Source organism: Mesorhizobium intechi, assembly GCF_002879535.1.
Taxonomy (GTDB): Bacteria; Pseudomonadota; Alphaproteobacteria; order Rhizobiales; family Rhizobiaceae; genus Mesorhizobium; species Mesorhizobium intechi.
Genome location: NZ_PNOT02000032.1, coordinates 108,364 through 125,745, shown reverse-complemented (window position 1 = coordinate 125,745; position 17,382 = coordinate 108,364). Strand labels below are relative to the sequence as shown.

General features: G+C 64.5%; 19 protein-coding genes and 1 pseudogene. 10 read left to right on the top strand and 10 right to left on the bottom strand.

Annotated elements, in window-relative coordinates; all coding sequences use genetic code 11:
- From C1D09_RS02840 to hemC, 3 genes and pseudogenes are all read right to left on the bottom strand, one after another.
- A pseudogene (locus C1D09_RS02840) lies at positions 1 to 455 on the bottom strand (COG4223 family protein); the annotation flags it as partial.
- A 110-nt stretch (positions 456 to 565) separates the two neighbouring features.
- Positions 566 to 1,282, bottom strand: coding sequence for a uroporphyrinogen-III synthase (locus tag C1D09_RS02835; protein WP_143972884.1), 717 nt, complete (start codon positions 1,280 to 1,282; stop codon positions 566 to 568).
- Positions 1,283 to 1,284: 2 nt separating this feature from the next.
- A complete protein-coding gene (gene hemC, locus C1D09_RS02830) occupies positions 1,285 to 2,211 on the bottom strand; it encodes a hydroxymethylbilane synthase (protein ID WP_143972883.1) in 927 nt (308 codons plus the stop codon).
- Between the two features lie 103 nt (positions 2,212 to 2,314).
- Between hemC and tsaD the strand changes: the two genes are divergently transcribed.
- From tsaD to C1D09_RS02795, 7 genes are all read left to right on the top strand, one after another.
- Positions 2,315 to 3,400 carry a tRNA (adenosine(37)-N6)-threonylcarbamoyltransferase complex transferase subunit TsaD gene (gene tsaD, locus C1D09_RS02825; RefSeq protein ID WP_208760342.1) on the top strand — a complete coding sequence of 362 codons (1,086 nt, stop codon included), beginning with the start codon at positions 2,315 to 2,317 and terminating at the stop codon, positions 3,398 to 3,400.
- On the top strand, positions 3,397 to 4,428 hold the full coding sequence (locus tag C1D09_RS02820) for an NAD(P)H-dependent glycerol-3-phosphate dehydrogenase (protein WP_143972881.1): 1,032 nt from the start codon (positions 3,397 to 3,399) through the stop codon (positions 4,426 to 4,428). Before tsaD ends, C1D09_RS02820 begins: the two co-directional genes overlap by 4 nt.
- A gap of 36 nt (positions 4,429 to 4,464) precedes the next feature.
- Positions 4,465 to 4,761, top strand: a complete 297-nt coding sequence (locus C1D09_RS02815; RefSeq protein WP_143972880.1) for a YciI-like protein — start codon at positions 4,465 to 4,467, stop codon at positions 4,759 to 4,761.
- 38 nt (positions 4,762 to 4,799) lie between these two features.
- Entirely contained in the window at positions 4,800 to 5,225 is a 426-nt protein-coding gene (locus C1D09_RS02810; protein ID WP_019861976.1) for an EVE domain-containing protein, read from the top strand.
- 53 nt (positions 5,226 to 5,278) lie between these two features.
- Positions 5,279 to 5,878 carry a class I SAM-dependent methyltransferase gene (locus C1D09_RS02805; protein ID WP_208760341.1) on the top strand — a complete coding sequence of 200 codons (600 nt, stop codon included), beginning with the start codon at positions 5,279 to 5,281 and terminating at the stop codon, positions 5,876 to 5,878.
- Between the two features lie 67 nt (positions 5,879 to 5,945).
- Positions 5,946 to 6,362, top strand: a complete 417-nt coding sequence (locus C1D09_RS02800) for a DUF1761 domain-containing protein (RefSeq protein ID WP_143972878.1) — start codon at positions 5,946 to 5,948, stop codon at positions 6,360 to 6,362.
- A gap of 15 nt (positions 6,363 to 6,377) precedes the next feature.
- On the top strand, positions 6,378 to 7,121 hold the full coding sequence (locus C1D09_RS02795) for a glycosyltransferase family 25 protein (RefSeq protein ID WP_143972877.1): 744 nt from the start codon (positions 6,378 to 6,380) through the stop codon (positions 7,119 to 7,121).
- A gap of 25 nt (positions 7,122 to 7,146) precedes the next feature.
- Here C1D09_RS02795 and gcvA read toward each other — a convergent pair whose 3' ends face one another.
- A complete protein-coding gene (gene gcvA, locus C1D09_RS02790; RefSeq protein ID WP_143972876.1) occupies positions 7,147 to 8,079 on the bottom strand; it encodes a transcriptional regulator GcvA in 933 nt (310 codons plus the stop codon).
- Between the two features lie 130 nt (positions 8,080 to 8,209).
- On the opposite strand from gcvA, the gene C1D09_RS02785 reads away from it, so the two are divergent.
- Positions 8,210 to 8,452 carry a hypothetical protein gene (locus C1D09_RS02785; RefSeq protein WP_143972875.1) on the top strand — a complete coding sequence of 81 codons (243 nt, stop codon included), beginning with the start codon at positions 8,210 to 8,212 and terminating at the stop codon, positions 8,450 to 8,452.
- A 28-nt stretch (positions 8,453 to 8,480) separates the two neighbouring features.
- On the opposite strand, the gene C1D09_RS02780 is transcribed toward C1D09_RS02785, so the two are convergent.
- Positions 8,481 to 9,017 carry a L,D-transpeptidase family protein gene (locus C1D09_RS02780; protein ID WP_208760340.1) on the bottom strand — a complete coding sequence of 179 codons (537 nt, stop codon included), beginning with the start codon at positions 9,015 to 9,017 and terminating at the stop codon, positions 8,481 to 8,483.
- 144 nt (positions 9,018 to 9,161) lie between these two features.
- Here C1D09_RS02780 and C1D09_RS02775 point away from each other — a divergent pair, with 144 nt between their 5' ends.
- Entirely contained in the window at positions 9,162 to 9,845 is a 684-nt protein-coding gene (locus C1D09_RS02775; protein WP_010912284.1) for a response regulator transcription factor, read from the top strand.
- A 121-nt stretch (positions 9,846 to 9,966) separates the two neighbouring features.
- Positions 9,967 to 10,425 carry a cyclic nucleotide-binding domain-containing protein gene (locus tag C1D09_RS02770; protein ID WP_143972873.1) on the top strand — a complete coding sequence of 153 codons (459 nt, stop codon included), beginning with the start codon at positions 9,967 to 9,969 and terminating at the stop codon, positions 10,423 to 10,425.
- A gap of 253 nt (positions 10,426 to 10,678) precedes the next feature.
- On the opposite strand, the gene xth is transcribed toward C1D09_RS02770, so the two are convergent.
- The 5 genes from xth to C1D09_RS02745 all read right to left on the bottom strand — a co-directional run bounded on the left by xth (position 10,679) and on the right by C1D09_RS02745 (position 17,380).
- A complete protein-coding gene (gene xth / locus C1D09_RS02765; RefSeq protein ID WP_143972872.1) occupies positions 10,679 to 11,485 on the bottom strand; it encodes an exodeoxyribonuclease III in 807 nt (268 codons plus the stop codon).
- 233 nt (positions 11,486 to 11,718) lie between these two features.
- Entirely contained in the window at positions 11,719 to 12,399 is a 681-nt protein-coding gene (locus tag C1D09_RS02760; protein ID WP_143972871.1) for an outer-membrane lipoprotein carrier protein LolA, read from the bottom strand.
- 135 nt (positions 12,400 to 12,534) lie between these two features.
- Complete coding sequence (locus C1D09_RS02755) at positions 12,535 to 15,195, bottom strand: DNA translocase FtsK (RefSeq protein WP_143972870.1); 2,661 nt, start codon at positions 15,193 to 15,195, stop codon at positions 12,535 to 12,537.
- 209 nt (positions 15,196 to 15,404) lie between these two features.
- Positions 15,405 to 15,680 (bottom strand): hypothetical protein, encoded by a 276-nt coding sequence (locus tag C1D09_RS02750; RefSeq protein WP_143972869.1) that lies wholly within the window; start codon positions 15,678 to 15,680, stop codon positions 15,405 to 15,407.
- A 338-nt stretch (positions 15,681 to 16,018) separates the two neighbouring features.
- Positions 16,019 to 17,380 carry an ammonium transporter gene (locus tag C1D09_RS02745; RefSeq protein ID WP_143972868.1) on the bottom strand — a complete coding sequence of 454 codons (1,362 nt, stop codon included), beginning with the start codon at positions 17,378 to 17,380 and terminating at the stop codon, positions 16,019 to 16,021.
- Between the last annotated feature and the right edge of the window lie 2 nt (positions 17,381 to 17,382).

Sequence of the window (17,382 nt, the reverse complement as noted above, 5' to 3'; positions counted from 1 at the left end):
ATGCCGTTCAGGCCGCCACGCCTTGCCGCGGCAGCTGGCGGCGCCGTCTTTTCGTCCCGCGTCTGGGTTTTTGCCTTGCTGTCGTCGGTGCGCTTGGCCGACGCATCCTCGAAATTATAGTCGGAGGCGGCGGTGCGGTCGGCTGGCGCATCCGCGCCGGGATACGGCATCTCCGGCTCGACGGCCTTGGCCTCCGCCGACGGCTCGGTCCCGGCCCGCCCCACGCCATCGGCATGCTCCCAGGGTTCGAGATCGGTCTGGTCGGCATGCACCGGCTCTTCGGGAGCCACCGGCTGCGAGGCATCAGCGGCTTCTTCAGCCTTCGCCTCGCCTGTCTCGGCCGCTGCCTTGGCGGCATCCTCGTCGACGATGCGGGAAACGGCACCGGGCTCGAGATCGATGGTCACCGGCTCGCGGCGGCTTTTCGAGTGTCGCATCTTCGGCGTCTTGACCATGCCTGGGCTCCGCAAAATTCGCTTCCTCTCAACGCCTGCCGGCGCGTGATGGTTCAGAAAGGGTCTAGCACATCACCAAGCGGTGAAAAGGGGCGGTGTGATGACGCGGCTCAGGGCAGAACCCGCAAAAGTGCCAGCAGCGCCTCCTCGTCGGGCTGTGCGGCAATGCGGATGGCTTTTGCGGCGCCATCGCCGAAAGCGTCGGCTATGCGTGCGGAGAGCGCGATAAACCGCGTTTTCTGAAAAGCCTCCTGCAGGGCAGGCCGTTTGATCAAGGCCTGCATCAAGACGGCCGCCTTGGCCGAGTAGAGCAGCACCGCATCGACCGGTTGGCCGGACAGCAGCGCAAGGATGGTCTCGTCGCAATACGGCACCGGGAGCGTATCATACGTCTCCACGGTGCGGACCAGGACCCCAGCCGCTTCCAACCGCTGTTCGAACATCGGAAAACGCACGCGTCCGCAGAGATAGGTGATTGCCTTGCCGGGAAACGCCGCCGCGATTGCGTCGGCCAGCGCCTCGGCATCGCCAGAGCCTTCAATGATGGAGGAAAACCCCATCTTGCGCGCCGCTTCGGCGGTCCTGGCACCCACGGCATGGCAAGGCCGGGCGGCAAGCGCCGCGATGACCTTTTTCGGGGCATGGCGCACGGCATTGGCGCTGGTAACGGCAACCGCGACGGCATCGCCGGTGACGAACCCCGCATCGGCAGGCAAAGCCACCGTTTCGGTCAAAGGCAGAACGACCGGCTGGAATCCCGCGTCCTGAAGCCGCCGCGCCGTGCGCGATGCGCCCGGTTCCGGTCTGGTCACCAGGACGCGAAGCATGGTCAGAGCCAGCCGTCGAAGAACTTTTCGCCGGCCTTGGCACGCACCGTCCGCGCGGCCTCATCGCCAACACGGGCGGCATCCTGTGCCGGTCCCTCCATGTCGACCGTATGCGACTGTGTGCCGTCGGGTGAGATGATCAGCCCGGCGAAAGAAAGATTTCCGGCCTCGATCGTCGCATGGCCGGCGATCGGCGTACGGCAGGAGCCGTCGAGCGCCGCCAGGAAGGCGCGTTCGCAAGCCAGCGCCTGCCCCGTCGGCACATCATGGATGGCGACCAGCATCTTTTCGACAGCGCGATCGCCGATGCGCGCCTCGATGCCGATGGCACCCTGCCCGGGCGCGGGCGGAAAAATGTCGAGCGGCATCAAGTCGGTGGCGACATGTTCCAGGCCCAGCCGCTTCAGCCCGGCACAGGCGAGGATGGTGCCGGCGGCGACGCCTTCGTCGAGCTTGCGCAGCCGCGTCTGCACATTGCCGCGGAACATCACCACGTCGAGATCCGGCCGCATGCGGCGGATCAGCGCCTGCCGCCTGAGCGACGACGAGCCGACCTTGGCCCCGCGCGGCAGCTCGGCGATCGTCTTTACCGCCTTGCCGACAAAGGCGTCGCGCGCGTCCTCACGCGGCAGGAATGCGCTGAGCTCCAGACCGTCCGGCAATCGTGTCGGCATGTCTTTCGACGAATGCACGGCGATGTCGATCGCGCCGGCGAGCAGCGCCTCCTCGATTTCCTTGGTGAACAGGCCCTTGCCACCGGCTTCCGACAGTGGCCGGTCCTGGATGCGGTCGCCGCTGGTCGAGATGACGACAACCTCGAAGGCTCCCGCCGGCAGGCCATGCGCGGCCATCAGCCGCGCCCGTGTTTCATGCGCCTGGGCCAACGCCAGCGGGCTGCCGCGTGTTCCGATTTTCAAGATTGTTTGCATGACGCGCGGTCCGTGATAACCCCCCGGGCTGGCTTTGCCTTTCCGGCATTCTCCCTAAAGGGGAACGCCTGGCGACACAATCACTTGGGATAGCGACGAATTGATCCGCGTTCTGGGCATTGAGACGAGTTGCGACGAGACCGCCGCCAGCGTGGTGGCGCTGGAGGGCGATGCCGCGCCGAAAATCCTGTCCAACATCGTGCTTTCCCAGATCGAGGAGCATGCCGCCTTTGGCGGTGTCGTGCCCGAGATCGCCGCCCGCGCGCATGTCGAGGCGCTGGACGGCATCGTCGAGGCCGCGCTGGCCGATTCGGGCACGGCCCTTGCCGATATCGATGCCATCGCCGCCACCGCCGGCCCCGGCCTGGTCGGCGGCCTGATCGTCGGGCTGATGACGGCCAAGGCGATCGCCGCCGCCGCCGGCAAGCCGCTGATCGCCGTCAACCACCTCGAAGGCCATGCCCTGACGGCGCGGCTGACCGATGGGCTCGAATTCCCCTATCTGCTGCTGCTGGTCTCCGGCGGCCACACGCAGATCCTGGCGGTGCGCGGCGTCGGCGACTATCAGCGCTGGGCCACCACCATAGACGACGCGCTCGGCGAAGCCTTCGACAAGACCGCCAAGATGCTCGGCCTGCCCTATCCCGGCGGACCGAATGTCGAGACGGCGGCTCTATCAGGTGACGCCTCGCGCTTTGCCTTTCCCCGTCCGATGAAGGGTTCGGCGCAGCCCGACTTCTCCTTCTCCGGCTTGAAGACCGCCGTGCGCCAGGCGGCGACCGCGATCGAGCCGCTGAGCGACCAGGACGTCGCCGACATCTGCGCCTCGTTCCAGGCGGCGGTCGCCGATGCGCTGGCCGACCGCGTTTCGCGCGCGCTGGCGCGGTTCAGCCAGACATTTCCCGGCACGAAAAACCCGGCGCTGGTGGTTGCCGGTGGCGTCGCCGCCAACCGCACCATCAAGACGACGCTGGAACGGCTCTGCGCCGAGACCGGGTTCACCTTCGTCGCGCCGCCGCTGAAACTGTGCACCGACAATGCTGCGATGATCGCCTGGGCCGGCATCGAACGGCTGCGGGAAGGCATGGCGCGGGAGAACGGCTTCGATTTCGTGCCCCGCTCGCGCTGGCCGCTCGACAGCATCTCGGCGCCGATGGTCGGTTCCGGCCGGCGCGGAGCCAAGGCATGACGGGTGAAGCGGTGAGCGGCCAAGGCGTCGGCAATCCCGGTAAAGGCCGCTGGCAGGTCGCCGTGCTGGGCGGCGGCGCCTGGGGCACGGCGCTGGCGCTGGCCATGCTGCGCGCCGGCCATCAGGTGCGGCTGTTCGCGCGCGATCCGGAAACCGTGGCCGCGATCGGCCAAGGCCAGAATCCACGCTACCTGCCCGGCATCGCCTTTGCCCCCGGCATCGAGGCCACAACAGACATTGCGACGGCGCTCTCCGGGGCCGACTGCGTGCTGGCGGTGACGCCCGCGCAGTCGCTGCGGGCGACGCTGGCGGCGGCGAGGGACCATATGCCGGGCGGCATCCCGCTTGTCCTCTGCGCCAAGGGCATCGAGCGCGACACCGGCGCCTTGCTGTCGGCAATTGTCGAGGAAATCCTGCCGCGAAATCCGGTCGCCGCGCTGTCCGGCCCGAGCTTCGCAACCGATGTCGCCCGCGGCCTGCCGACAGCGGTCGTGGTCGCCGCCCGTGACGAGGCGCTGGCGGCCGACCTTGCCGTCCGCTTTTCCGCCGAAAACCTGCGTTGCTATTCGAGCGACGACCTGATCGGCGTCGAGATCGGCGGCGCCTTGAAGAATGTCTTTGCCATTGCCGCGGGCGCCATCACCGGCGCCGGGCTTGGCGCCAGCGCCCAGGCCGCCATGGTGACGCGCGGCTTCGTCGAACTGCGCCGCATCGGTGCCGCCTTCGGCGCCAGGCCCGAGACCTTGATGGGGCTTTCCGGCCTCGGCGACCTGCTGCTGACCTGCTCGTCGGCCCAATCGCGCAACTTCGCCTACGGGCTGGCGCTCGGGCAAGGTAAGACGCTTGCCGGACTGGCGCTGGCCGAGGGCGTGCCGACGGCGGCGATCGCCGCCCGCATCGCGGCTGAACGCGGCATCGAGGCGCCGATCATCACCGCCGTGGCGGCCATACTGGACGGCGCCATCACCATCCGCCAGGCCGTGACGGCCTTGATGACCCGGCCGCTGAAGACCGAAACCAACGATTGATCCCCCAACCCGAAATCCAGGACCAGGAGAAAGACCATGCTGTTTGCTTTTGTTTGCAAGGACAAGCCGGGAAGCCTGCAGGTGCGCCTCGACACGCGGCCCGAGCATGTCGCCTTTCTCGAAGGGCTGAATGCGGACAAGAAACTGGCCTTCGCCGGTCCGTTCCTCAATGCCGACGGCAAGCCCAATGGCAGTCTCGTGGTCGTCGAGGCGCCTGATCTGGCCGCGGCGCAAGCCTTGTCGGCCGCCGACCCCTATGCCAAGGCGGGTCTGTTCGAAAGCGTCGAAATCCGCGCGTGGAACTGGACGTTCAACAAGCCGGCGGCTAGTTAATTCCGGTTGCCCGCACCTGTATCGCACGGAGGAGAAACATGAACTACTGGCTGTTCAAATCCGAACCCTCGGTTTTCTCCTTCGAGGCGTTGAAGGCCAAGGGCAAGGCCGGCACGCAATGGGACGGCGTGCGCAATTACGCCGCCCGCAACAACATGAAGGCCATGCAGATCGGCGATCTCGGTTTCTTCTACCATTCCAATGAAGGGCTCAACATCGTCGGCATCGCCGAAGTCTGCGCGCTGGCCCACCCCGACACCACGTCGGACGATCCGCGCTGGGAATGCGTGGACATCCGCGCGGTTCGCGATGTGCCGAACCCGCCGACGCTGGAACAGGTAAAAGCCAATCCGAAGCTTGCCGAGATGGCGCTGGTGCGGCTTGGCCGGCTTTCCGTGCAGCCCGTGACCCCGGCCGAATGGAAGGAAGTCTGCCGCATGGGCGGCCTGACGCCTGCTCCGTGACTGCGCTCACTCCGCACAGCGCCAAGCAATTCATCCTCGACAACACGGCGCTGATGGCGCCGCCGCATGTGCCGGAGATCGTGCTGCATCTGGCCGATGAAGCGCACGATCTTTGGCAGCGCACCGAGGACGAACTGGTCGAGATCGGCCTGCCGCCGCCCTTCTGGGCCTTTGCCTGGGCCGGCGGCCAGGGCCTCGCCCGCTATGTCCTGGACAATCCCGACACGGTGCGGGGCAAGCGCGTGCTCGACTTCGCCTCGGGCTCCGGCCTTGTCGCCATCGCCGCCGCCAAGGCGGACGCTGCCACAATTGTCGCCGCCGACATCGACCCGTTTTGCGCCACGGCGATCCGCCTCAACAGCGAGGCCAATGGCGTCGGGATCGACTTCCTCGGCACGGATTGCATCGGCACCGACGCTGGCTGGGACGTGGTGCTCGCCGGTGACGTTTTCTATGACAAATCCTTCGCCGACCGCCTGATGCCGTGGTTTGCGACACTCAAGGCGCGCGGTGCCGAGATCTTCGTCGGCGATCCCGGCCGGTCCTATCTGCCGAAATCGCGGCTGGAACCGCTGGCGGTCTATCAGGTGGAAGTCACGCGGGCGTTGGAGGATGCCCTGGTCAAGCGCACCACCGTCTGGCGCTTTGCTTGACGCCATCGCCGAAGCGCCTGATACAAAGCTCATGCGTGCCGCACGGCCTGCACCTGGAGGGGAGCTCATGGATTTTTCAGCAGTGAACTGGCTGGCGGTCATCGCCGCCGCCGTCTTGGCCTGGCTGTTCGGCGCCGCCTGGTACATGGCGTTGAGCAAGCCATGGCTGAAGGCCGCCAAACTCGATCCGGCGACGATGAAGAAATCGCCGCTGCCTTTCGTCATCAGCTTCATTGCCGAACTGGTCATGGCCTACATCATGGCGCTCGTGGTCGGTGCGATGACCGGCGGTGAGCCGACATTGCTCGCCGGCCTCATCTTCGGTTTCGTGCTTTGGCTGGGTTTCGTCGCCACGACGCTCTCGGTCAACCATCGCTACGAGAATTTCGGCTGGGACCTGACCCTCATCGACGGCGGCCACTGGCTGGGTGTCTTGCTGATCATCGGCGCGGTGATCGGCTGGTTCGGCGCCGCGGCAAGCTGAGGCGGCGCGTTGACGATGGCGGACGAGTCCGGATTTCCACGCGATCAGGTGTTCACCCGGATCTGCCACGTCAAGCAAGGCTATGACGACCGGCGCCGCCACATCGTCCGCGAATTTGAGCGGCGCGGCGTGCCGGTCTATTTTTACACGGACTGGGACCCGGCAGACGTCACACCGGAAATCCGAAGCGAGCTGGTCGCGCCCGCCCTTACCCATCCGGCCACCGTTTCGCTGGCGTTGAAACATGTCGGCATCTGGCGCGACTTCCTCGAGACCGACCTGCCCTATTGCCTGGTGTTCGAGGACGACGTCTTCCTCGCCCGCGACTTCGTCGCCAAGTTCCGGCAGGGGCTTGCCGAACTCGGCGGTCCCACGCGCAAGGCCGTCATCTATCTCGGCAATGGCAGCAACTACTACACGCCGATCTGGAAATTGCGGAAGGGCCAGAAGCTCTATCCGGCTCTCCATGCAAGATGCGCCGATTCCTATCTTATTACCCGCCCGGTTGCGGAGGCCCGTTGCGCCTGGATCGCGCAAAACAAGATATCGACGGCGATCGACCACCAGATTGAGCAGATGGACGAGAGGCTCGGGGTTGAGATGCTTTGGTTCGAGCGGCCGATTGCCGAGCAGGGCAGCGAGAACGGCGCATTCCACACGTCGGTTTCCGGCAAACCACATTCGCTTCTGTACAAAAGCGTGAAATGGCGATGGAAGAAATACACGCGCATGATTTTCGGCCATAATGCCCGGTCGTGACTGAAAGACGGGCCTGGCAGCCCGCCTATGCCTTCTCCGTGCCATGCGTCCTTGCCGCTTCCTCCAGAAGCCACTCGCGAAACGCCGCGATCCGGGCGTCGTCCTTCACGGTTTCCGGATAGACCAGGAAATAGGCGAACTCCGGCGCGACCTTGATGCCGAGCTCGAAGGGGCGGACGAGGCGCCCTTGCGACAGGTCGTTGGCGACCATGGCGAAGTCGGCCAGCGCCACGGCGTTGCCGTCGAGGGCCGCCTGCGTGGCATCGGTCGAGGAGCCGAAGACGAGGGTGCGGCTGTCGTCGAAATCGTCGACGCCGGCGGCCTGCATCCACATGCTCCAGTTGGGCCAGGTGACGCCTTGCCGAGACCAGTCGATATGGGCGAGCGTGTGCTGGAAGAGATCGCGCGGTTCGTTGAGCGGGGGGCCTGAAGCCAGCAGTGCCGGACTGCACACCGGGATGATGATGTTGTCGAACAGCCGGTGCGCGCAAAGCCCTGGATATCTGCCGGTGCCGAACCGGATGCCGATATCGACGTCGTCGCGCTCGAAATCCCTGACATCGTAGGTGATGTCGAAACGCAACTCGATGCCTGGCCGCTGACGACGGAAATCGTCGATGCGCCGCATCAGCCATTTCGTCGCGAACTGCGCGTCGAGCGTCACTTTCAAGAGCGTCGTGCCGCGCGTCATCTTGCGGGCGCGCGACACCGCGCGGTTGAGCAGGTCGAGCGCATCGATCGACGCTTCGTGCAGCACGTTTCCCGCTTCCGTCAGCCGCATGGTGCGGCTGGTTCGCGTGAACAGCACCAGGTCGAGTTGATCCTCGATTTCCTTGACCTGGTGGCTGACCGCGGCTGGCGTCAGCCCAAGCTCGTCGGCGGCGCGCGTGAAATTGAGGTGACGCGCCGCCGCCTCGAAGGTCCTCAGCGCGCGCGTTCCGGGCAGGAGGCGGGACATCTGATCTCCAAATAAAACTTGATAATCTGAAAAGAACTACTCGTTTCCCGTTTGTTTTTCAATCCGGCATGATCTCGACATCGAGACACCTTCAAACCGGATTTGATATCCGGAGAAACCGGATAAAGCCGTGACCGACATCGCTCTGAAGTCCCGCACCACCCTGAAATCATCTCTCCCGCAGTGGCTGCGCGCCACGTTCGATTGGCTGCGCCAGGCCAACGTCGCCGCCAGGCTTCCCTTGGAATCGGTCGACGACCTCTCCGACCGTGAACTGCGCGATATCGGCGGCGAACGTCGCGACATCGCCAAGGCGATGGACCATGAGCTTCGCGAAATTGGACTGCTGGGCACGGGATGGCGGAAGCGATAGAAAAGGGAATTACCGGCGGGCCCATTCGCTACCTGACCACCCTCACCATCGTCCTATCCGACAACAGCGGCAGCAGCCGGGCCATGGTCCGCGCGGTCACCGCCACGCAACCTTGCGTCGGCGTGAAATCTGGACGCGCCAGGTGGAAGAAGATGGCGCTGCCGCGCCCGCGGCGGCGCGGCGCGATGTTCCAGTCGAGCACCAGGCAGGCGTCGTAGAGCCGGTCGTCGCGCCGCATGCGCTCGTGGCTTGCGCCATAGGGGATCTTGACCGGCCTGTTGTAATTGCGGTCGTCTGATACCTCGCACCAGCCGAGGTCGGGCCCGATCGGCGTCATCGCCAGCCGCGTCCGGCGGCCACCGGCAAACTGATCTCCCCGGAAATAGCCCGACAGGATCCGCATCGAGCCGAGCGGCGTGGCGCCGTCGCCCTCGCGCTTGTCGGCCGAGATGCCGCCGCGCCCCAGCGCGCAGGCGAACACTGTTTTTCCAGCCTGCAGCAGGCCCTGGCTGGGATGGCCGGGCCTTGCCCGCACGGTCAGCACACGCAGCCGTTTCGGCAAAATTGCGCCGGCTGCATTGCGATCGCGTTTTTTCTTGTATGATCGTGCCACGGAACAAATCACTGTGATCGGCTATTGTGTCGGCCAGCTTCCGCATAAATACGCAGCGGTCAACTGAATTTCATTTTCAAAACAACGGATTGATCCATGACTTCACGCACCATCCTGATCGTCGACGACGACGATGACCTGCGCGGCACACTGGTCGAGCAACTCGCCCTCTACGAGGAATTCGACGTGTTGCAGGAAGCGACTGCGGCAAAAGGCGTCACGGCGGCACGCGGCGGCCTCATCGACCTGCTCATCATGGATGTCGGCCTGCCCGACATGGACGGCCGCGAGGCCGTCAAGATCCTGCGCAAGGGCGGCTACAAGGCGCCCATCATCATGCTGACCGGCCACGACACCGATTCGGACACGATTCTGGGTCTCGAGGCCGGCGCCAACGATTATGTGACGAAGCCGTTCCGCTTCGCGGTGCTGCTGGCGCGCATCCGTGCCCAGCTGCGCCAGCACGAGCAGAGCGAGGACGCCACCTTCTCGGTCGGTCCCTACACTTTCAAGCCCAGCCAGAAGCTGCTCATCGACCCCCGTGGCGGCAAGGTGCGGCTGACGGAGAAGGAAGCCTCGATCATCAAATATCTCTACCGCGCCGACCAGAAGGTGGTGACGCGCGACGTGCTGTTGGAGGAAGTCTGGGGCTACAATTCCGGCGTCACCACGCACACGCTGGAAACCCATGTCTACCGCCTGCGCCAGAAGATCGAGCGCGATCCTTCCAATGCGGAAATTCTTGTGACAGAAAGCGGTGGCTACAAGCTGGTTCCTTAAACATTTCATTATCCAATAAGCGGTCTGGGCGGGACCGCTTTCGGGTGCGATCCTGTGGAGGGGATTAAGGATCGACTCGTGAAGGAGGGATTGGACTGACCGTTCGGGGACGCAGCTAGAGATGGCGTTGGATGACGACATCCGCATTCTGTCCGCCGTGAGGCTCTTCCAGGGTTTCACGCAGGAGCAGCTGCGCCTGCTCGCCTTCGGCGCCGAGACCACCCTGCTGCAGGCCAACCACAAGCTCTACCGCGAGGACGACGCGGCCGATTCGGCCTATGTCGTGGTCAGCGGACGCATCGTTCTCTATCGCGAGCAGAGTGGCGAACGCATCCCGATCGGCACCGCCGGCCCCGGCACCATGCTCAGCGAACTGGCGCTGATCGCCGACACCAACCGGCTGACCAGCGCGTCGGCCGAAATCGACTCGGAAGTCATCCGGCTCAGCCGCAAGATGTTCCGCCGCATCCTGGAGGAATATCCGGAAGTGGCGGTGAAGCTGCACCAGCGCATCTCCGAGGAATTCCAGGACATGATCCGCCGCATCGAGGAACTGGCGCCACGGTTTTCAGGCAGGTGAGCGCGACTGTCGATTGCAGTCAGGCACTATATTAGCTGCAGCCGCCTCCACGCTTCGTCCTAGGGCGGAGCAGAGCGAAGCTCCGTCGCGGAGACCCTGGGATCCATTCCGTGACCTTGATCAAAGGACGCAGCGGAGCGGAATCCTTCACCGTTTCGACGCCTTAACGTCGCCGCATGGGTCCCTTGGGCCGCGGAGCGGCTCCAGGGGCTGCGCTCCGCTCCGCCCTGGAATGACAAATTGCCTTAGGCACCTAATCCAGGTTGAACCGCGCGATAACCGGCACATGGTCGGACGGCCGGTCCCAGCCGCGCGCCGCCCGCAGGATTTCGTAGCCGGCGAAATCCTGCACCAGATTGGGCGACGACCAGACATGGTCGAGCCGCCGGCCCCGGTTCGATGCTTCCCAGTCCTGCGCGCGATAACTCCACCAGGTGTAGAGCTTCTCGTCCAATGGCACGTTGTGCCGCATCAGGTCGACCCAATCGCCGGCGATCCGCATCGCCTCGAAGTTTTCGGTCTCGACCGGCGTGTGGCTGACGACGTTGAGCAATTGCTTGTGCGACCAGACGTCGTGCTCGAGCGGGGCGATGTTGAGGTCGCCGACAAGCACCGAGGCGGACACCTCTGTATGCTCGGCGCGGATGGCGTTCATCTCGGCGACAAAGTCGAGCTTGTGCTTGAATTTCTTGTTGATTTCGGGATCTGGCTCGTCGCCGCCCGCCGGAACGTAGAAATTGTGGATGAGGATCGTCTTGCCGCCGGCGCGCACCGTCACCGACAGATGCCGGCTGTCCTCGATCTCGCAGAAGCGACGCTTTTCGACCACCTCGATCGGCCGCCGCGCCACCGTGGCGACGCCGTGGTAGCCCTTCTGGCCATGGAAGGCGATGTGCTGGTAGCCGAGTCTGCGGAATGCCTTTTCCGGGAACAGCTCGTCCGGAACCTTGGTTTCCTGCAGACACAGCACATCGGGCGCGTATTCATCGAGCAGGCGCTCGACGATCGGCATGCGCAGGCGCACGGAGTTGATGTTCCAGGTGGCGATGGAAAAGGGCATTTGGCAATCCGGACAGCGTACAGCCAGCCAGGATCGATCGGCCCTGACCGCGAAGACGCCTTTTGAGGGAGTCGGTCCGGAAACTGCCAGCCACGGGCAGCAAAGACAAGCCGGGCGCCGGTTATTGATCTCGGCGCCGCCGCTGATTGCCCTGCCGGGCATTTCCTCCCGTAAACGAGGCGAAAGAAGCTGATTTCAGCGCAGCCGCCGCAAGCTTGCCGTGGCGACGGGAGCTACCTTGTCTTGGTATTCAGCTCGCGGTTCGCCGTGTAGTCGATGGCAAAGGTGTCGGGCGCGAAGCTGACGCCTTCCTTGGTGTTGAAGATCATCACCGTCGTGTCCTTGCCTTGCGCGTCGGTGATCGTCCACTGGCGCAGATCATAGGTTTTCGGATCAAACATCATGGTGATGCGCGCATTGCCGAAGACCGACTTGTCTGAAAGCTGGATGGTGGTGAGGTCGTCTTCTTCCTTGACGCTCTTGACGCGATCGCCGGAGAGGTCGATCCGGTCATCGAGCAGCAGCTTCAGCGGCGTCTTGGACAGCGGATAAAGATCCGATGTGTTCATTTTCTTGTTGAGGATGACCACCGACTTGCCGTCGGAAATCACCTTGAAATTCGACGCCCCGTCGTAGTTGAAGCGGATTTTGCCTGGCCGCTCGAGGAAGAATTTGCCGCCGGTCTGCTCGCCCTTGGGGCCGAACTGCACGAATTCGCCGCTCATCGATTTGACCGAGGAAAAATGGTCGGCGATCTTCTGCGCGGCGGCGGGCACGGCCGCCTGCGCCGAGGCCAGAAGCTCGAACCCCGGGACCACATTGAAGGCGGCTGCACCGGCGGCGACAAGGCCGAGGCCGAGGATCTGGCGTCGGGTCGGGGCAAAATCGCTGAGCTTGGAAAGATCGTTTTTCATGTCGGTCACTCTCGTGGTGATTCCTGTATCCGTCGCTGTCCTGAACCCCCAGTTGGGCTGAAGTTTGGCGGGGCGAACGCTGCCTACTCGCTTGAACGCGCCAGAGGGTTCAAGGTTGCCGTGAACGTCGCGCCATCAGAACTTGTCGTCCTCGGTCGGCACCAGGATTTCGCGTTTTCCCGCATGGTTGGCCGGGCCGACAATGCCTTCCTTCTCCATCTTCTCGATGATCGATGCGGCACGGTTGTAGCCGATGCCGAGCCGGCGCTGGATGTAGCTGGTCGACGCCTTGCCGTCGCGCAGCACCACGGCCACCGCCTGGTCGTAGGGGTCGTCGGAATCCTCGAAGTTACCGCCGCCACCACCGCCACCGCCGCCCTTGCTGGACGGTTCGTCCTCGTCCTCGTCGTCATCCTCGGTGATGGCGTCGAGATATTCGGGCACGCCCTGCAGCTTCAGGTGTCCGACGATCTTTTCGACCTCGTCATCGGAGACGAAGGGACCGTGCACGCGCTGGATGCGGCCGCCGCCGGCCATGTAGAGCATGTCGCCCATGCCGAGCAGCTGTTCGGCGCCCTGCTCGCCCAGAATGGTGCGGCTGTCGATCTTCGACGTCACCTGGAAGGAGATGCGGGTCGGGAAGTTGGCCTTGATGGTGCCGGTGATGACGTCGACGGACGGGCGCTGCGTCGCCATGATGACGTGGATGCCGGCGGCGCGCGCCATCTGCGCCAGACGCTGCACCGCGCCCTCGATGTCCTTGCCGGCGACCATCATCAGGTCGGCCATTTCGTCGATGATGACGACGATATAGGGCATCGGCTCGAGATCGAGGTCCTCGGTCTCGTAGATCGCCTCGCCGGTCTGGCGGTCGAAGCCGGTCTGCACGGTGCGCGAGATCTTTTCGCCCTTCTTCTCAGCCAGCTGAACGCGGGCGTTGAAACCGTCGATGTTGCGCACGCCGACCTTGGACATCTTGCGGTAGCGGTCCTCCATCTCGCGCACGGTCCATTTCAGCGCCACCACCGCCTTCTTCGGATCGGTGACGACGGGGGTGAGCAGATGCGGGATGCCGTCATAGACGGAGAGTTCCAGCATCTTCGGATCGATCATGATCAGCCGGCATTCCTGCGGCGTCAGCCTGTAGAGCAGCGACAGGATCATGGTGTTGATGGCGACCGACTTGCCGGAGCCGGTGGTGCCGGCGACCAGCACGTGCGGCATCTTGGCGATGTCGACGATGACGGCCTCGCCATTGATGGTCTTGCCAAGCGCCAGCGCGAGCTTTGCCTTCGTCGTCTCGAAATCGCGGCTCGCCATGATCTCGCGCAGATACACCGTCTCGCGCTTGGCGTTCGGCAATTCGATGCCGATGGCGTTGCGGCCGGGCACCACGGCGACGCGGCAGGCAATCGCGCTCATCGAGCGGGCGATGTCGTCGGAAAGGCCGATGACCCGCGACGATTTGATGCCTGGCGCGGGTTCCAGCTCATAGAGGGTGACGACGGGACCCGGGCGTACGGCGATGATCTCGCCCTTGACGCCGAAATCCTCCAGCACGCCTTCAAGCAGACGCGCATTCTGTTCCAGCGCATCCTTCGACAGGCTCGGGTCGCGTGCGACATTCTTCGGTTCGGACAGGAAATGCAGCGACGGCATCTCGAACTTGTCCGAGCCGATCAGCGAGGTCTGCGCCTCGCGCTGGACGCGTGCGCCCGGCGCCGGGCGCGGCGCCGGCGCCTCGACACGGGTGGCGGCATCCGAACGGAACTGCTGCACCTTGGCGGTGGGGGCCGCGCGGCGCTGGGTGGCGGGCTCCTCGTCGAAATCCAAGTCCTCGTCGTCGCGGTCGAAGATATCGTCATCGTCCGGATCGACGGATACGCTGCGGTCATTGACCATGGCGGCGAAGAATTCCGGCTCGACGCGGGCGCGGCCGTCCTGGCTCATCCTTTGCTCGGCGAATTCGGCCGATTCGACGCGCTCGGCGGCACGCCGCCAGGCGCTGGCGCGCGGCTGCATCTCCGGCTCATATTCGTCGCGTTCCTGCCTGCGGCGCACCGCGCGGCGATGCATCCACGCGCGCAGCGACAGCCACCAATGGGTGATGGCGCCGAGCGCCAATATGCCTTCGTCGCCCTCATCCTCTTCATTGTCGAACAGGAGATCGTCCTCGCGCGGGTCCGCGGCCGCCGGCTCCTCCATCACGGCGAAGCCGTTCTTGCGCCCGGTCAGCGCCGAGCCAAAGGCAAACAGCCAGAGCGCCGGTGCGGCCAGCAGCACGGCGAGCACGCTGGCGATCAGCCCGGTCGGATAGCCGCCGATCAGCACGCCGGGAATCTTGAGCACCATGTCGCCGAACACGCCGCCGAGGCCGGTGGGCAGCGGCCAGGTCTTGGGCGGGACGATGCAGCCGGCGATCGCGGCGGCGAGCAGCGCGAAGCCGAACCAGAACAGCCCGCGCTTGGGCAGCCTGTCGACACCGCGCGCCGAAAACAGCAGATACCCCCAGATGACAGCCGGAACCAGCGCGGCGACGGCAGCAAGGCCGAAGAACTGCATGGCGAGATCGGAGAAAACCGCGCCGGCATAGCCCATGGCGTTGGTGACGGTGTTGTTGGTGGCGTGCGAGAAGCTTGGATCGGCAACGTTCCAGGTGGCGAGGCTGGCGACCCCGAAGGCAACAGCGGCAAACATGGCGGCGCCGACCAGCCGGCCGACCTGGCGTCGCGCGAAAGCCTGGATGCCGTGCCCCGTATCGGCCATCGCGAGCGGTGCTGAAGCCCCTGAACGCATGCTCTTCCCCGTCAGTCATTGCCTGGCCCGAGCGCATGACGCACTCCGGCAGATTCGGAGGTCAGACTAGCCGTGGGAAGGTTAAGGCTGCATTAACCATGGCTTTTTACCAGCGCCGCCTTGCAGACAAGGATGGCGGGCACGAAGCCCGCCATCCTTGTCTTGAAACGCCGGAACGATCCGGCCCTTCCGGGCCCGATCGCGGGCGATCAGTTGTGACCAGCGTACATCATCAGGTTGGCGCAGAATTCGGCATGAGGCTTGCTCATCGCCGCGTCCTGGCATTCCTTCATCATCTTGTCCTGCTTGTCCTTGGCCGTCGAGGCCCAGGCCGCCTTGAAATCCGCCTCGGACTTCATCGTCTTCATGCCGGCATCGGTGAAGAACGGCGCCATATTGTCGGGCTCGTCGAGAGCACCAGCAAGTGCAGCACCGCTGACCATCGACAGAGCCAGTGCTCCCAGGAATACGTTCTTGATGTTCATCAGTTGGTTCCTTCCCTGTTGGTAGCGAGCGCCGGAACGGCGCTTGCTAACCCCAGTACGGGGCCGGGAGGCTCGATGTTTCTTCCCGTTGGCGGATCACGCGAACGTGATCGTTTCGAAAAACGATTCCTTCTCCGTCGTTTCGAAGCGTACGATTTTCCAAAAAAAGAGGCCCGAATTGCTTCGGGCCTCAATGCGTGAGCCTCTTTCGAGAGCGTCACGACGGGATCTCTGAGAGCGATTCCAGGGAAAGCCGGATTGCGGTTTCCCTGGAACTGCGTGAGGAAAAATGGGGCCGGCGGGAGGAGGATCCGCCGGCCCCGTTGGCGAGGCTGGCCTTACGGCACCACTTCGCCATGCTGGGAGATGTCGAGGCCTTCGACCTCTTCCTGGGTCGTCGGACGCAAGCCGACCAGCGCCTTGACGATGTAAAGGATCACGAAGGTGGCGATTGCCGTCCACAGGATGGTGAAGACGATGCCGTAGAGCTGCTTGCCGATGGAAGCGTCTTTGCCGAGTGCATTGATCGCCGGATCGGCGAGCACGCCGGTCAGCAACGCACCGACCACGCCGCCGACGCCATGGACGCCGAAGGCATCGAGCGAGTCGTCATAGCCGAACATGTGCTTCACCTTGACCGCCGAGATGTAGCAGATCACGCCGGCGGCGATGCCGACGATGAAAGCGCCGGTCGGGTTGACGAAGCCGGAAGCCGGCGTCACCGCGACGAGACCGGCGACGGCACCCGAGATGATGCCGAGCACCGAGGGCTTCTTGGCGACGATCCATTCGGCGAACATCCAGGCGAGAGCCGCCGCGGCGGTAGCGACCTGCGTGTTGAGCATGGCGGCACCGGCAAGGCCGTCGGCTGCCAGTTCCGAACCGGCGTTGAAGCCGAACCAGCCGACCCACAGCAGCGAGGCGCCGATCACCGAATAGACCAGGTTGTGCGGCGCCATGTTGGTGGTGCCGTAGCCTTCGCGCTTGCCCAGGACCAGCGCGCAGACCAGGCCCGCGACACCGGCGTTGATGTGGACGACCGTGCCGCCGGCGAAGTCGAGCACGCCGGCCGCGCCAAGGAAGCCGCCGCCCCAGACCCAATGCGCGATCGGGGCATAAACGACCAGCAGCCACAGCGCCATGAAGATCAGCAGCGCCGAGAACTTCATGCGCTCGGCGAAGGCACCGGCGATGAGGGCAGGCGTGATGATGGCGAATGTCATCTGGAACATCGAGAAGACGAATTCAGGAATGTTCGCGACCCCCGGCAGCCACAGCGTCGAGACGGTGATGCCGTGGTGGAAGAATCTCGAGAAGCCGCCGATGTAGTTGTTGATGCTGGCGGACTCATTGGTGGTGAAGGCCAGCGAATAGCCGAACATGAACCACAGCACCGTGACCAGGCAGGTGATGGCGAAGCTCTGCATGATGGTGGCGAGCACGTTCTTCTTGCGCACCATGCCGCCGTAGAACAGCGCCAAGCCCGGGATGGTCATCATCAGCACCAGGGCCGTCGAGGTCAACATCCAGGCGGTGTTGCCGGTGTCGAGCACCGGGGTGGGCGCGGCAGCAGGTGCGGCGGCGGCAGCGGCCGGAGCGGCTTCCTGCGCAAAGGCGGCGACGCTGCCCAATGCTGCCAGGGCAAGCGAGCCCAGAAGGGCCGCCCGTCCCGTCGTCTTAAAGGTGGAAGAAATATTCATTG

Coding starts and splice junctions, on each gene's coding strand:
- C1D09_RS02835 (WP_143972884.1), bottom strand. CDS start 1,282: ATGCTTCGCGTCCTGGTGACCAGACCGGAACCGGGCGCATCGCGCACG.
- hemC (WP_143972883.1), bottom strand. CDS start 2,211: ATGCAAACAATCTTGAAAATCGGAACACGCGGCAGCCCGCTGGCGTTG.
- C1D09_RS02820 (WP_143972881.1), top strand. CDS start 3,397: ATGACGGGTGAAGCGGTGAGCGGCCAAGGCGTCGGCAATCCCGGTAAA.
- C1D09_RS02815 (WP_143972880.1), top strand. CDS start 4,465: ATGCTGTTTGCTTTTGTTTGCAAGGACAAGCCGGGAAGCCTGCAGGTG.
- C1D09_RS02810 (WP_019861976.1), top strand. CDS start 4,800: ATGAACTACTGGCTGTTCAAATCCGAACCCTCGGTTTTCTCCTTCGAG.
- C1D09_RS02805 (WP_208760341.1), top strand. CDS start 5,279: ATGGCGCCGCCGCATGTGCCGGAGATCGTGCTGCATCTGGCCGATGAA.
- C1D09_RS02800 (WP_143972878.1), top strand. CDS start 5,946: ATGGATTTTTCAGCAGTGAACTGGCTGGCGGTCATCGCCGCCGCCGTC.
- C1D09_RS02795 (WP_143972877.1), top strand. CDS start 6,378: ATGGCGGACGAGTCCGGATTTCCACGCGATCAGGTGTTCACCCGGATC.
- gcvA (WP_143972876.1), bottom strand. CDS start 8,079: ATGTCCCGCCTCCTGCCCGGAACGCGCGCGCTGAGGACCTTCGAGGCG.
- C1D09_RS02775 (WP_010912284.1), top strand. CDS start 9,162: ATGACTTCACGCACCATCCTGATCGTCGACGACGACGATGACCTGCGC.
- C1D09_RS02770 (WP_143972873.1), top strand. CDS start 9,967: ATGGCGTTGGATGACGACATCCGCATTCTGTCCGCCGTGAGGCTCTTC.
- xth (WP_143972872.1), bottom strand. CDS start 11,485: ATGCCCTTTTCCATCGCCACCTGGAACATCAACTCCGTGCGCCTGCGC.
- C1D09_RS02760 (WP_143972871.1), bottom strand. CDS start 12,399: ATGAAAAACGATCTTTCCAAGCTCAGCGATTTTGCCCCGACCCGACGC.
- C1D09_RS02755 (WP_143972870.1), bottom strand. CDS start 15,195: ATGCGTTCAGGGGCTTCAGCACCGCTCGCGATGGCCGATACGGGGCAC.
- C1D09_RS02750 (WP_143972869.1), bottom strand. CDS start 15,680: ATGAACATCAAGAACGTATTCCTGGGAGCACTGGCTCTGTCGATGGTC.
- C1D09_RS02745 (WP_143972868.1), bottom strand. CDS start 17,380: ATGAATATTTCTTCCACCTTTAAGACGACGGGACGGGCGGCCCTTCTG.